Source organism: Vulcanisaeta moutnovskia 768-28, assembly GCF_000190315.1.
GTDB classification, from domain to species: Archaea; Thermoproteota; Thermoprotei; order Thermoproteales; family Thermocladiaceae; genus Vulcanisaeta; species Vulcanisaeta moutnovskia.
The window spans coordinates 647,072-661,688 of sequence record NC_015151.1 but is presented as its reverse complement, the minus strand read 5'-3'; the positions used below and the strand labels follow the sequence as shown (position 1 = coordinate 661,688).

The 14,617-nt window shown below is 40.2% G+C and carries 11 protein-coding genes; 7 read left to right on the top strand and 4 right to left on the bottom strand.

The window, feature by feature from the left end:
- Positions 1 to 80: 80 nt before the first annotated feature.
- The 4 genes from VMUT_RS03545 to VMUT_RS03530 all read left to right on the top strand — a co-directional run bounded on the left by VMUT_RS03545 (position 81) and on the right by VMUT_RS03530 (position 5,043).
- Positions 81 to 1,232 carry a DUF58 domain-containing protein gene (locus VMUT_RS03545; protein WP_013604058.1) on the top strand — a complete coding sequence of 384 codons (1,152 nt, stop codon included), beginning with the start codon at positions 81 to 83 and terminating at the stop codon, positions 1,230 to 1,232.
- Between the two features lie 3 nt (positions 1,233 to 1,235).
- Positions 1,236 to 1,763, top strand: a complete 528-nt coding sequence (locus tag VMUT_RS03540; protein ID WP_148224646.1) for a hypothetical protein — start codon at positions 1,236 to 1,238, stop codon at positions 1,761 to 1,763.
- A gap of 37 nt (positions 1,764 to 1,800) precedes the next feature.
- Complete coding sequence (gene infB, locus VMUT_RS03535) at positions 1,801 to 3,597, top strand: translation initiation factor IF-2 (protein WP_013604057.1); 1,797 nt, start codon at positions 1,801 to 1,803, stop codon at positions 3,595 to 3,597.
- Positions 3,598 to 3,747: 150 nt separating this feature from the next.
- Positions 3,748 to 5,043 carry a TrpB-like pyridoxal phosphate-dependent enzyme gene (locus VMUT_RS03530; protein ID WP_013604056.1) on the top strand — a complete coding sequence of 432 codons (1,296 nt, stop codon included), beginning with the start codon at positions 3,748 to 3,750 and terminating at the stop codon, positions 5,041 to 5,043.
- Between the two features lie 608 nt (positions 5,044 to 5,651).
- Here VMUT_RS03530 and VMUT_RS03525 read toward each other — a convergent pair.
- Positions 5,652 to 7,061 carry a 4-hydroxyphenylacetate 3-hydroxylase N-terminal domain-containing protein gene (locus VMUT_RS03525; protein ID WP_013604055.1) on the bottom strand — a complete coding sequence of 470 codons (1,410 nt, stop codon included), beginning with the start codon at positions 7,059 to 7,061 and terminating at the stop codon, positions 5,652 to 5,654.
- Between the two features lie 94 nt (positions 7,062 to 7,155).
- On the bottom strand, positions 7,156 to 8,364 hold the full coding sequence (locus tag VMUT_RS03520; protein WP_013604054.1) for an acyl-CoA dehydrogenase family protein: 1,209 nt from the start codon (positions 8,362 to 8,364) through the stop codon (positions 7,156 to 7,158).
- 278 nt (positions 8,365 to 8,642) lie between these two features.
- Here VMUT_RS03520 and VMUT_RS03515 point away from each other — a divergent pair, with 278 nt between their 5' ends.
- Together VMUT_RS03515 and VMUT_RS03510 are read left to right on the top strand one after the other, a co-directional pair.
- Positions 8,643 to 10,331 carry a long-chain fatty acid--CoA ligase gene (locus tag VMUT_RS03515; RefSeq protein WP_048057162.1) on the top strand — a complete coding sequence of 563 codons (1,689 nt, stop codon included), beginning with the start codon at positions 8,643 to 8,645 and terminating at the stop codon, positions 10,329 to 10,331.
- A gap of 58 nt (positions 10,332 to 10,389) precedes the next feature.
- A complete protein-coding gene (locus tag VMUT_RS03510) occupies positions 10,390 to 11,310 on the top strand; it encodes an amidohydrolase family protein (protein ID WP_013604052.1) in 921 nt (306 codons plus the stop codon).
- A 29-nt stretch (positions 11,311 to 11,339) separates the two neighbouring features.
- Here VMUT_RS03510 and VMUT_RS03505 read toward each other — a convergent pair whose 3' ends face one another.
- Positions 11,340 to 11,888: a hypothetical protein gene (locus VMUT_RS03505; protein WP_148224645.1), complete on the bottom strand. Its 549-nt coding sequence runs from the start codon at positions 11,886 to 11,888 to the stop codon at positions 11,340 to 11,342.
- 149 nt (positions 11,889 to 12,037) lie between these two features.
- Here VMUT_RS03505 and VMUT_RS03500 point away from each other — a divergent pair, with 149 nt between their 5' ends.
- On the top strand, positions 12,038 to 13,123 hold the full coding sequence (locus tag VMUT_RS03500) for an MFS transporter (protein ID WP_013604050.1): 1,086 nt from the start codon (positions 12,038 to 12,040) through the stop codon (positions 13,121 to 13,123).
- 1 nt (position 13,124) lies between these two features.
- Here the strand turns inward: VMUT_RS03500 and VMUT_RS03495 are convergent, their stop codons facing one another.
- Positions 13,125 to 14,567: an APC family permease gene (locus VMUT_RS03495; protein WP_013604049.1), complete on the bottom strand. Its 1,443-nt coding sequence runs from the start codon at positions 14,565 to 14,567 to the stop codon at positions 13,125 to 13,127.
- Between the last annotated feature and the right edge of the window lie 50 nt (positions 14,568 to 14,617).

Here is a 14,617-nt window from a genome sequence, read left to right as displayed (position 1 = left end):
GTGTTATCCTTCATTAATTGGTTTGCGCATTCCAATAAAAGTAATTAAGTAATGTTAAGGGTTAGTGTGGGGCTTGAGGGATGGGCTCCATTACTAGGAATAATGCTGTCTTAATTATCTACGTAGTATTGGCATTACTAATGTACCTGGGGATTTACGCGAAAAATGAGGCACCATTACTAACTGGTATTGGTTTATTTCTAGTGTTCACATCGTACTTCCTAACGTGGGATCTAATAACCAGTATAGTCCTAAGGGCACTTAAGATTAGTTATGAGGTAATTCTCGCCAGGCAAAGTGTCATACTAAGTATTACTGCGGCATCGCCATTACGTTTAAAAATACCTGCCCACGTATCCCTAATATGCTCTCCCCACTTATTATGCAATGATGATTATTACGTAGTAATAAATGGGCCTCAGGAGCAATTTAACGTAAGGGCTAGGTGGTTTGGTATTGCTGAGATCCTGAGTATTATTATCAGGATTTCCGACCCCCTCGGTATTATTGGGAATTCCCGTTTTATTAAAATTGAACGTACAATACCAATAGAACCTAGTAAATGGGTATTATTAGCAATGGGTGGTCAAAAAATGCCTGGTGATTACATGAGGAGTATAACATTAATGGAGTCAAGACTGGGCGATTTCATGTATCTAAGGGGGTATAATTTCCTGGAACCTGCCAGTAATATTCATTGGATAACCAGTGCTAGGGTTAATGACTTAATAAGCGTGGCGAGATCTGAGGCAGGTAATGTACCTAGGTTAGTAATCATGGAATACACACCTAGAATGCTTAAACCCTTGAATGATAATAGGCCAATCGATGAAGCATTAGTATACCTGAGTTATCTAAAGGGTTTGAATTTTATTCTCGTATTAATCGGTAATGGCTTAGTAAGGTTATTAACTATAACATCAAGTACTTCATTGGCTGATTTAGAGCTTAAGCTTAGGGAGATAGTAATAGGCATGGAAAATACCCAGGAATTAATTAATAGGGCCACGAGTATTCTTGGAAAGTACGTTAAGGAAGTAAGTACTGATGAATTAGCATTGTTCCTTTACCCGGTAAAGACTAATTACGGCTTATCAAGGGAGGATGTAAACATTATCAGCAAATACTTGAATAAGAATTCCTTATTATTAATAACCAAGGCTTCATTTAATGAATTAATTAAGGCTAACATTGACCTAAGTGACGTGAATGTGATAGTTCTCGGTGAATGAATTATGAGGTCCTTAAGATTACCGATAGCGATGGGGATCACGATCTTACTAATAGTTAATTTGCTAATTTACGGATTAGGATTAAGGATTCTCAGCATAATTGGCGTTGTTCTAATCCTGTTATCATATGTAATCGTTGCCTTAAATTCTCATTACTCATGGCATTTATTCATTATTATTGAAGCATACTCGGTAATTGAATTATTCCTGGTACCTAGGGCTGTGGGCGATGCATTGCTTCTTTCTTTATTAGTGATATCAGCTCTCATAATATTTCTATCCTTAAGTAAATTAATTGATATTCGTATCTTTCTAATATCATTAATTGTTCTCTCATTATCCGTAGTACTCACATACTATATATACTCATTGCTAGGTCATGTAATGACAATGTACATGATAATACTGGGTATTAACACTAATTATTTTACATTAATGCTTGCATCATCATTATCGATTTTCATTTTATTTCTAGTAATCCTATTATTAAAGAGAGTAATACCTGCATTTCTATGCTATGAAGAAAAATGATTTTTAAATCAAGCTCTCTCCATCACTCTAGATAATTATGAGTAAGGTTGATAATTCATTAATGGATTATAGACCACCGATTACCGTAGTAGTTGGTCATGTTGATGTTGGTAAGACATTATTACTCGATAAAATAAGAGGTACGTTTGTGGCCTATAGAGAGCCCGGGATGATTACACAACACATTGGTCTATCCTTCATACCATGGAATGCCATAGAGAGAATAGCTGATCCACTACTCATGAAATTTAGGCTTAAGGGCAAGGTTTGGATTAAGGGTTTCCTAATGGTTGATACGCCAGGTCATGCCGCCTTCTCCAACTTAAGGCGTAGAGGTGGCTCTGTGGCTGACTTGGCTGTTCTCGTCATAGACATTACCAGGGGATTTGAGGAACAGACCTACGAAAGCCTCACCCTAATTAAATCAAGGAATATACCCTTCGTGGTTGCGGCGAATAAGCTCGATAGAATATACGGTTGGGAACCTCATGAAAACGCACCGTTCCTTGACTCATATGAAAAGCAGAGGGAGGATGTCCAGGGTAGGGTTGAGGAGGCCATTGCAAGGATAATAGAGGAATTCAATAAATTAGGGATGGATGCTGATAGGTACGATAGGGTGAGGGATTTCGATGCCCAAGTGCCTATTGTACCCACAAGCGCAGTCACTGGAGAGGGCTTAGCCGACTTGCTCGTTGTCCTGGCGGGGTTAAGCCAGAGATTTAATAGGGATAAGTTAAGGATAACGTATGGACCTGGTAGGGGGGTCGTTATGGAGATTAGGGAGGAAAAAGGTTGGGGGGTCACGGCTGATGTTGTTCTATATGATGGAGTTATTAGAAAGGGTGATTTAATAGTTACGGCCGGCCTTGAGGGTTATGTGAGTACCAAGGTCAAGATGCTTGTGATGCCTAAGCCACTTAATGAGATGAGGGATCCTGAGGATAGGTACATGTTCATGGATGAGGTTAGGGCTGCGGCTGGTGTTAAGATAATTGCTGATGGTCTTGAGCAGGTTGTTCCAGGCGCACCGGTGTTTGTTGTTCCTCAGGGAGCTTCGCTGGATGAGTATGTTAAGTTGGTTAGAGAGGAGGTTTCGGAGGTTAAGATAGAGACTGATAAGGAAGGTGTTGTTGCTAAGGCAGATACTCTAGGTACTCTTGAGGCAATGGTTATTTACCTTAGAAGCCAGGGAATACCTGTTAGGAAGGCTGATGTTGGTAATGTAAGTAGGAGAGATGTTGTTGATGCTTCCATAGTTAGGAAGAAGAACCCGTTATATGGAGTTATCCTGGCTTTCAATGTTAAGGTTCCTCATGATATTGAGGTCGAGGCCATGCAGTATGGAGTTAAGATATTTAGAAATGAAATACTTTATAGGCTTGTTGAGGAGTTTACCCAGTGGTATAAGGAGCAGAAAACCAAGCTTATCGAGATGGAACTTGATAGATACATAAGGCCTGGAAAAATAAGGATTCTTCCTGGCTATGTATTCAGAAGAAGTAATCCAGTGATAGTCGGTGTTGCAGTAATTGAGGGATTGATAAAGCCTGGGTATCCATTAATGAGGGGGGATGGTAAGAGAATAGGTACAATAATGCAAATACAGGATAAGGGTAAGAACATTCAAGAGGCTAAGAAGGGCATGGAAGTGGCAATATCAATAGAGGGTAATTTAATGGTTGGTAGGCAGATTAAGGAGGGTGATGAGTTATACGTGGATGTGCCTGAGGAGCATGTAATAACCCTAATGACACAATTCAAGGATCAACTATCTGAGGATGAATTATCATTACTTAGAGAGATCCTGAAAATTAGGCGATCATCAAAGTAATTAGATAAATTCATTATTCTATTGAGGTTAAATTGTTTACGACATAAATATTGTCTTTATTATTACTCTAAATAATAGTAATTTATGTATGGCCAGATAATGCTTATAAAGAAAAAATAGGCAGGAAGACACGGTGGTAACTATCTGGGAATGGAAAAATATAGAATAGACCTTCCCGTAGATGAAATACCCACGCACTGGTACAACATACTCGCAGACCTACCAGAACCACTATCACCACCATACGACCCAGACAATGGCAAAAGGCTTGAGCTCCTGAAGCAAGTAATACCATCAGAGCCACTAAGGCTTGAATTCTCCACAGAGAGGTTCGTGAAAATACCTGAGGAGGTCCTAGAACGTTACTTACAAGTGGGTAGGCCAACACCATTGGTTAGGGCGAAGAGATTTGAGGAGTATCTAAATGCGCCAGTTAAGATATACCTAAAGATGGAGGGCTATACGTACACGGGTAGTCATAAGATAAACTCGGCACTTGCCTGGGTATATTATGCGCTTAAGGATGGTGCTAAGTTCGTGACCACGGAGACAGGCGCTGGACAGTGGGGTTCAGCGGTGGCGTTAGCAGCCGCGTTATTTAAGGTCAAGGCCTACGTATTCATGGTTAGAGCCAGCTACTACGCCAAGCCACTGAGGAGGTACTTAATGCAAATGTACGGTGCCGACGTCAATCCAAGCCCAAGTGACTTAACGGAGTTCGGTAGGAAATTACTACGTGAAAACCCGAATCACCCAGGCAGCCTGGGTATTGCAATAACTGAGTCTGCTGAATATGCGTTGAAGAATGGTGGTAAGTACGTGGTTGGTAGCGTAATAAATGCCGATATAATGTTTAAGACTATTGCAGGTCTTGAGGCCAAGAAGCAGATGGAATTGATTGGTGAGGATCCCGACGTAATGATTGGCGTAGTTGGTGGTGGATCTAATTGGGGTGGTGCATTTTATTCATTCATTGGAGATGAGTTGAGGAGTGGTAAGGTTAGGCGTAGGTATATAGCGGTTGGAGCATTGGAGGTGCCTAAAGTAACTAAGGGTGTCTATAAGTATGATGACCCTGACACAGGTAGGGTATTACCTCAATTGAAGATGTATACCATTGGTGCAGATTTCATACCGCCACCAATCTACGCAGGTGGTTTAAGATACCACGCCGTGGCACCAACACTATCTTACCTAATGAGTAAGGGATACGTTGAGGGTCGTGACTATGACCAAGAGGCGGTCTTTAAGATGGCCCAGATATTTGCCCAAGTTGAGGGCTATGTACCTGCACCGGAAACAGCCCATGTATTACCTGTTGTTAAGGAGATAGCCGATGAGGCTAGGAGGACTGGCGAGAGGAAGGTTATTCTGATCAGTTTCTCTGGGCATGGATTGCTTGATCTGAGCAATTACGCAGATGTGCTTGGCTTCGAGAAGGCATGAAATTCCTTAGACGTTGAGTTACCGATAAAAATATATGGGCAGGTATTACATCAATATACTCCGTTCTCCTTGGTATCGTTAGTGCCCTCTTCATCATACCTACCCTAATGCATATGCGCTCGTTTCTCCTTCCATACTTGACTTCATAACCCATGAAATTACTAAGCAAAAGAACATCAATTTGCCTTACTATTGACTGTTGTACGGTTTACCTAGTTAATCCTGGTTAGGTTGCGTCCTTATTATCCTGACCATTATTATTTCATCAAGTGCCTTAACGCCGACCAGAATGAGATCTCTCTATATGGGTGGGACTTATTCGGTGCACTTTAATCAATTTCCTAAGTCCTTAACCTCCCTATTCTCCATATTAGTATCAACGTGATTAAGTATGGTAATTAAAAGAATCCTACTTAGTAAGTCATCTGCCTAGGTCCATAAATAAAGTTTGAGGAAAATAGTTTCAGCGACGCTGTATTAACCGTTCATTTGAGAGTTATCTTTTATTTTCTTTGATTTTCTTTTATAACCACCCTTAGATTTATCACGGTCTCCACTGAAATTTAATAATAAGTATTTATTTTTTATCTTTATGAAATAATTCTTGGTTAAATTTTTATTTTACTCAATATTTTATTTATTAATTCTTCAGCCTCCTTATAATTATACTCTCTTAACATGCCTATTTTACTCGCTGCCTCAGAACCCTCAGCATGTATCATAGCCGTCAATAAATAACCCATTAAGTGGCTTGCACCTAACTCCCTAACTAGGCTCATTATTTTGTACCTTGTATCGCCATCAACAGCACCCCTAAGGTATTTCGAAATATACTGCCTTTCCTCTAGGTTTACATAATCATCATGTGAAGGCATTGTGGCTATTAGACCACCTGCAATGTCTATGAGTCCATGAACAACATCTATGAAGTGAGCATTGGCATATAGCTTACTCACGTTCGTGTAAACTGGGTTTGGTATGGCTATTCCCTCATCAATCCAGGGTTCTAGGGCGGCAGCCATGGCGCCCATACTCAGTATCTCCTTATACATAATCATTTGGACTAGCCAATCCCTGACATGCGGTGCATTCTCTATCCCATTAGCCCTAGCCGCATAAAGTGCTGCACCCAGGTATAAATTAGCCGTGGCTGCCCTGTAGGATATTGCCGTGAACCTGTGGTATGTCGCGAAAGTCCAAGCCAACTGCCCAGCCAGATCCCACTCTCTGAATAGGAATACTCTGTCCCACGGTACAAACACATGGTCAAAAACAATCAGTGCCTCTACTTCAAATCTACTCGCTGCATTAACGGCATTGGAGTTACCATCGTACTCAAGCACGGGTCTAACGATAAATTTAAGACCCTTGGTATTCGCTGGTATTGCAAAGGCAACTGCATAGTCCTTATCTTCCTCAACGAGGGCTCTATATGGCAGTACAATTATCTCGTTTGCCACCGGTCCCTGTGTCGTGTGTATCTTTGCTCCATTAACCACTATGCCATCATCACGCACCTCAATAACCCTCAGGTACATGTCCTTATCCTCCTGTTCATGGGGTCTCTTAGCCCTGTTACCCTTAACATCAGTCTGTGCAACAGCCATTGCGAGGTCATTTTTAACAGCATATTCGTAATACCTCATTACTCTATCATAATAATTAGTGCCGTACTTCCTATCAACTTTCTTGGCAATTATCATTAATGAGAAGAGTGCGTCACTACCAATGGCCTGTACTATGTTAAATAAACCATCGAATCTAAGCGTATCTTCGTAAATCAACTTATACCTATCAAGTAAATCATTCGTGTTCCTGGGTATCCTAAAGTATTTACTTACGAGACCGTAATTAGGATCTTCATACAATCTCTCCTTAACGCTAAACAAATCCGATGCATGCCTAACCGCTATACTAATCACTGGGTGTGTTGTTATATCATCAACTCTCTTACCCCTGTAGTAAACAACCCTGCCGTCTTTAACAGAGTTCATGTACTCAATTGGTGATCTAGGCATAGGTAAAGTTCCCAAGGGAGATTAATTAAATATAACTTATATATAGCATCAGTGAATATTGAACGTATAAGAAAATTATTTTAAATAGCCAAACCTATGGCTTCCACACGCCTCTTCTTAAGGCATCACTTATTGTTAGTAGGTTTATTTCGTTAGTTCCCTCATAAATTCTCGTAACCCTGTGATCCCTCCAATACCTCTCCACATCGAATTCCTCAAAGTATCCATAACCACCATGTATTTGTATGGCCTCGTCAACCACGTAATTAGCAACCTCAGTTCCATAAACCTTAGCGGCGCCTGCGATTGCCCCCATGGCTCTTGGGTCGATCTTAAACTTTAAGTAATCATCAACATAATACGCAGCTCTATATATTAATGACCTAGCTGCCTCAATTAGCATAGCCATTCTGGCTAACTTTTCCTGAATCATTTCAAAGTTTATTAGTGGTTGACCAAATTGATTTCTCTTTTGGGCATACTCAAGGGCCTTATCAAAGGCAGCTAATGCAATGCCAAGGCCTAAGGTTGCCACGCCGATTCTCGATACGTTAAAATACGCCAGTGTCCAGTAGAATCCCTGGTTCAAGCCCTTCTCCTCACCACCTAATACGTTTTCGGCAGGTACTTCAACATTGTCGAGGTAGATCTCACCAACCGGGATTGTCCTCTGTCCCATCTTTCCCGTTAATCTCCTAATGGTAATACCAGGCCAATCAGTGTGTATTATGAATAGTGTCTGACCCCTATGTCTCTTCTCGGGTTCTGTCTGTGCAAGGAGTAGGCCGTACTTTGCTGTTGGCGCGTTTGTTATGAAGGTCTTCATACCCCTAATTATGTACTTGTCACCTTTCTTCTCTGCAACCGTATTTAACTGGGTAATGTCGGTACCATGCTCAGGCTCGGTATATGCGCCAAAAAATGTATTCTCACCCCTATAAACAGGCGGTAGGTACTTCTTCCTCTGCTCCTCGGTGCCGAAGAAGTAAAGCATGTGAGATGTGAAGGGACCAGCCATTATTGCAAGTCCTAGTGTTGGTTCTGCCCTAACTAACTCCTCAGTAACGACTATATCGGCTATGTATGTTGTGAAACCACCACCGCCATAATCAGTGGGTATTGATGGAGCCAGTAAGCCGAGTTCACCAGCCTTCTTATAAAGATCCCATGGAAACTCCTCCTTCTTCTCATACTCCCTAGCAAGTTCAGGCGAGAAGTTCCTCTGGGCATATTCCCTAGCAGTTTTTCTTAACAATTTCAACTCCTCAGCGTACTGCGGAAACAAATCCAAAACATCAGTCATTAAGGACAACCTAAACCCTAGACAACTTAAACCTAGTTAATAAATATCCTATATATGTATCAACACCATTAATCAACATCAATGATACATAACCTAATAACGCTAAAACTATAGTACTTGCTCTTAGCTCTAACTTTATATAATATTTATCTTGATTTTCACTATAATTATTATCGTCATTTATCATTATTATCTTTTGTCTTTATTAAAATCCTATATAGAATTATATATTAATGATAAGGATTAAACCTAAGGGCCATACTATGTCATTAATTAGGATGTCTCTTGAAGAACTGGTAGAAAGAGCTACTGAATTTTATGACTACCCATTAACACTTACTAACCTAATAAAATGGGGTGCCGATACATTCCCTGAGCAGGAAATTATTTATGCGCCACCTGACGCACCTAAGTTAAGGCTCACATTTGCTCAGGTTTGGGATAGGGTTAGGAGACTCGCCGCAGCGCTTGAGCAGCTTGGTGTTAAGCCAGGTGATCCTAAGAAACTGGGTACCAGGGTTGGCGCATTAGAGTGGAATTCACATAGATATTTAGAGCTTTATTACGCTGTTCCAGGTCTTGGTGCAGTATTACACACGGTAAACATTAGATATTCACCAGAGGACTTGGTCTACACGATTAATCATGCTGGTGATGAAATACTATTTGTTAAGGATGAGTTCATACCGTTAATACAGGCAATAATGCCGAAGCTTAAGACCGTTAAGAAGGTGGTATTAATGACTGATATGCCAGTACCTCCTCAGGTAAAGCTTCCAGGTATTGAAGTTTATAACTATGAGGATTTAATAAAGAGTTCAAGTCCTTATGACTTTAAGGACCTTGATGAGAAAACAGTGGCCACGTTATTCTATACCTCAGGTACTACTGGACCGCCGAAGGGCGTATTCTTCACCCATAGGCAATTAGTGCTTCATGCAACGGCCATCGCGATCTCAACGGCTGCGCCACCCTATGAACTCAGTATTAGAGATGTTGTAATGCCCCTTGTACCAATGTATCATGTGCATGCATGGGGAGGTCCATATGCAATGTTCCTTGCTGGTCAAAAGTACGTCTTTACAGGGCGTATGGATTGGGGCTATATACTGAAGACGCTTAGTGAGGAAAAGGTTACGTATATTTATGGGGTTCCCGTAATACTATATCTACTCCTTACGCATCCTGATTCAACAAAGTACGATCTGAGGGGTCTTAAATACGGTAATGGAGGTTCAGCAATGCCTGAGGGTCTTTATAAGTTGGCTAGGTCTAGGGGTATAATTGTCATTAATGGTTATGGTTTATCGGAGACGGCGCCAGTGATTGCCCAGGCATTGTTTAAGCCACAATCCTTCAACTGGCCTGAGGATAAGAAAGAAACATACCTAATGAAGGGACTTAGGCAAATACCATTAACGTTCATAAGAGTTGTCGATGAGTACGGTAGGGATGTGCCTAAGGATGGTAAGACCATTGGTGAGATCGTGGTTAGATCACCCTGGCTAACACCAGCCTACTTCAAGGATCCTGAGAAGACTAGGGAGTTATGGCGCGGTGGTTGGCTACATACTGGCGATGTGGCCGTTTGGGATTCTGATGGCCATATATGGATTATGGATAGGCTTAAGGATGTGATTAAGAGTGGTGGTGAGTGGATCGTGAGTACGAAACTGGAGGACATAATTAGTACTCATCCAGCGGTTGGTGAGGTTGCCGTTATTGGTATTCCTCATCCAAAGTGGGGTGAGAGGCCGATAGCGGTCGTGGTTCCAAGACCTGGTCAGAGGGTTACGGAGGATGATATCAAGAACTACCTAATGAAGTTCGTGGAAAAGGGCGAAATACCAAAATGGTGGGTACCAGATAAGGTAATAATTAGTGAGAAGGAATTGCCTAAGACGAGTACTGCTAAGGCGGATAAGAAGGTTCTTAGGGAGCTTTATAAGAACGTGCTTATGACATGAAGTATATAGAGTATATATTAAATAGTATTTAAAAACACAGATACTATATGTATTCTATATGATAATTGATTTCCATGCATGTCCGTCCGTAGACTTATCCTTAATTAAGGATAGACTTTCATCAATTAAAGTTACAAGGGCTATTTTACAACCAATAGATGCCTTGCCATTATTTCATATATTACCTAATGATTTTCTCAAGAAATTATCAGCAGAAGATCAATACTCAGCATTGCTTTGGAGTAAATTCATCACTAAATTAACGAGTATGTGGTCATCGAGGATGTATGACAATGTAAAGTTATGGTATGAAGCGATGAGTAATTACAATGGTTTCTTCGTGCCATTAGCTAGCATTAATCCATCTTTAGGTATTAAGTATGTTTATGAGAAACTTAATGAATTAGAGGGACTTAATGTTAAAGGTATTGTAGTATCACCGACGCTTCAATTATTTGATCCAATAAAGACGAAAGCCTTTAAGGCAATCCTTGAATATGTCGAAAGAAATGATATATTACTCATAATGCACTTGGATCCATGTCCATATAGTGTGGATATATGCTTTGAAAGCCTTATGCCTGATATTCTCAATGATTTTCTCGAGAGATATAGCATTAAATTAGTATTGTCTGCTCTAGGCATATCTGAGGGTATGTCGTATCCGTGGCTTGAGAGAATAGTTAAGTTAATGAAGAGGTATGATAGGGTCTACATAGAGTCGACTGGTATTTCATGCATATTATTTAATACATTAATGGGTAGGAATTTTGTAAGATCAGTAGGTACGGATAGAATCATTTACGGTGGTGGTTATCCTTATTTAAGGTTTAAGCAGGTAATTATGAATCTAAGATGTGTAGAGTTGTCTGGATTACCGAGGCATGATTTAGAATCGATATTATTTGATAATGCTATTTACCTGCTAAAGGACATTGATGTAAATCCTGAAGATGAGGAAATAGAGAATGGGGTATGATAATTTTGATTCTGAGAAGGCGTTGGGCTTCATGGCGGTATTATACCAAGTGGCGGTGGTATTCCTAGTGATACTATGGCGCCAAGTATTAAGAATAATACGCCATCAATAATTGCTAGGAGACCTGAAGTCCAATGCAGCCTAGCGCTTGCTCTATAACCCGCTATTGCTGCTGTCAATACCTGGAACGCTAAGAGAAGGAGCGCTAATGCTAATAGTACTTGTCCCGTTAATCCAGCCAAGACTGTAACAAATAAAAAGTATATCCCTGAATAAAGTAATGCATGGTTCATGGCAAATAAATTGCTTTTACCCACCGTCGCTGCTATACCAATCATCCAAAGGATCGCATCGAAAACCGCCGTGGCCGCAGCAGACAATGCGCTGCCAGCAAGAACATCAAATAGCGTCCCTATTAACAGCATAATGGCGCCACTAATAAAAACTATGCCGAGATCTCTAGGTTCATTCTTCTTCCCAATATTCATATTAACACTGCCAACTGTTATTAACATGGCACCACCAACTATATACACAAGGTCTGTTGCCGCCAGAGCCATGCTAGAGATAGCACTCATACAAGACAATGAATAGTTAATACTTAGATTAGAGTATATGTTTTACTTTTTATATTTATACTATCTATAAACTAGAGATTAATATATATTAAACCATGGATAGCTCTTAAATAATAAAAAATTAATGCGATACTGCATAGTTCATCCCAATGAGAAGAAGTACTATTGCCATAATCATAATATTAGCAAGAATAATCTATAGCGTTTATTGGTTTTACCTGGCCCCGGCATTACCGATAATTAGCATTGAGCTTAGGGTAAGTAAGGCGCTACTTGGCTTAATTCCTCTAATGTTCATTGTTGGCGCTGCATCATTTCAAGTACCGGCGGGTATTATCGCGAGCTACATGGGCAATGCAAGGACGGCAGGTCTTGGTTTACTTATCATGTCTATAACAGGTTCATTAATACCATTCAGTAGCAATTTCTATGAGATACTGATCCTTAGATTAATTGCAGGAATTGGTGCTGCCCTCTTCTTTTCAACGGGTGCTGCCATCCTCTCATCAACGTATCCTGATAGAGTAGGTACATTGCTTGGCATTTATAATGCCGCCTTTGGTCTTGGTTCAGGAATAGGATTAGCATGGGGCGTTATGTACACCTTCCTTGGATGGAAATCATCCATACTATTGCTTAGTATTATTGGCATTCCACTGGCATTTATCGTATTTTTCATACAGGGTGGTTACATGCGTAGATTACGTATTAGGTTCAGCTATAATGCAGTAATAATTGGTATAGCAACCAGCGGCTTCTGGGGCGCTTATTACGCAGCCGGTAATTTACTACCAACGTACGCAGTTGCCAGGGGTTTACCTCTTTACTTGTCCTCATTGTTGACATCGATTATGCTATTTTCAAGCATATTTGGAGGGCTTTCAGGACGAATAATCGATGTCATTAGGAATAAGGTTTTGCTGATAGTTGCATTGACGGTGTTGGGTACAATACCCCTTATTTCTATACCTACGCTTAATATAGCAGCTATAATAATCGCTGGTGGATTAATGGGTTATACTAATGAGTTAACATTGACTGCAGCATACGTATTGGTTGCTAAACATGAGAATCCAGCATTATCACTGGCCACTTTGAATGCATTGAATATGGCTATAGGTATGTGGCTTAGTATATTATTTACTGAGGTTATGGTTATTTCGTACTTATTACCATGGATATTAATGATAATCATATCCCTGGTTCTCCTCCCATTACTTCTATTATTGAGATAATTTATTTGGTCATTCTATAATTATGGATTCCAGCCTTGAAAAATCTTCTTCGTGTTATTAATGCCTTTATCATTAGGTATGATATAATTATAACTAGACTAATGAAGTAGGGCATCAACTTAACAGGGTTTATACCTAGTGTGGATTCTATTGCCGTAAATATCGTTATTAATACCGCCGCAATAGACATGGCCTTATCTAAACCCCTCATGGTATCAACTCCATACAGTACAGCCTTCATTTTCATAGTCGCCGCTCTAAACAGGGCAAGATTAGATGATAGGTGAACTATTAGGTTAGCAAGCATTGATAAGAAACCAAGGAGTAAAAATGCGTTAAATGGACCAAGTAAGTAAGTTGTTATTAACGCAATAGTATCAAGCGATAGTGCACTAATTAATACGGAGATTGTGGGATTGCCCTTACTATTAACAAGTGATAATGCGCTTGGTAATTGATTATCATAAGCCATTGCGTAGAGAGTCCTTGATGCTGCTAATACATATGCGAGACCACCAAGTACACCATCATTTATCATTACGAAAATAATTATTGGGTCTAACAATATACCTAGGAAGTGATGTAGTATTATCACCACAGGTGATAAGCCCTTATCTGCTGCTTCATTTAGGAATTTCACGAACTCGTGAAGATTCATGTAAGATAATCCAGCAACAGCTGTTGAGTAAATGGCTAATGCAGCTAAGGCGCCCCCCGTGATTATTACTGCCTCAACAGCACGACTAATGGTTTCTCTCGCTTTCTTAACTTCACCACTCAGTGGCGCAATTGTTCCATATCCTGTAGGTATTGCTATTGCATAAACCACAGAAACCATTAATGTGGGTAATGATACTGAAGATACATAACTAAATGGATTAAAGAATACCCCGTGCGGAATTAATAATAGAACCACGGATATTAAAATAAGCGTTGTCATTTCTAATGAACCGGCGAAAATAGCGTACCTTGCCGATATCCTAACACCTAGGTAAGCTAATATTGTTATTATTACCAGCGATATGGGAAGACTTATCTGCCAGGGAATGCCTAAAATCCACTGGGAAATATACGACGCACCAATTACATAAGCGTCACCGTAAAGAATAGCATAGAATAGGTAATTCCAACCAATGAAGAAACCTGTCGGTGTACCACCAAGGTACTTAGTGGCGTATCTATAATAACCACCAGTTTCGGTAATTCTCTTACTTAACCGTGCAACTACAAAACCATTAATGAAGGCAACAATCGTACCAATTATTATTGCCACAGGCCCCGCTAAGCCAGCTATGGCTAAAACTACAGAGGCATAGGTCAAGTCACTGAGAAATGGTGATTGCCCACCTAGGCTTGCAAAGAATACGTCCCAAAATCCAAGCACTCTACGTAAACCTACCTCGCTCGTGCTATTACGTGCATTATTACTTGAATTATTATTCATATCTATGGCTTTAGTGATAACACGAAATGAAGTCTTTAAAAAACTAACTG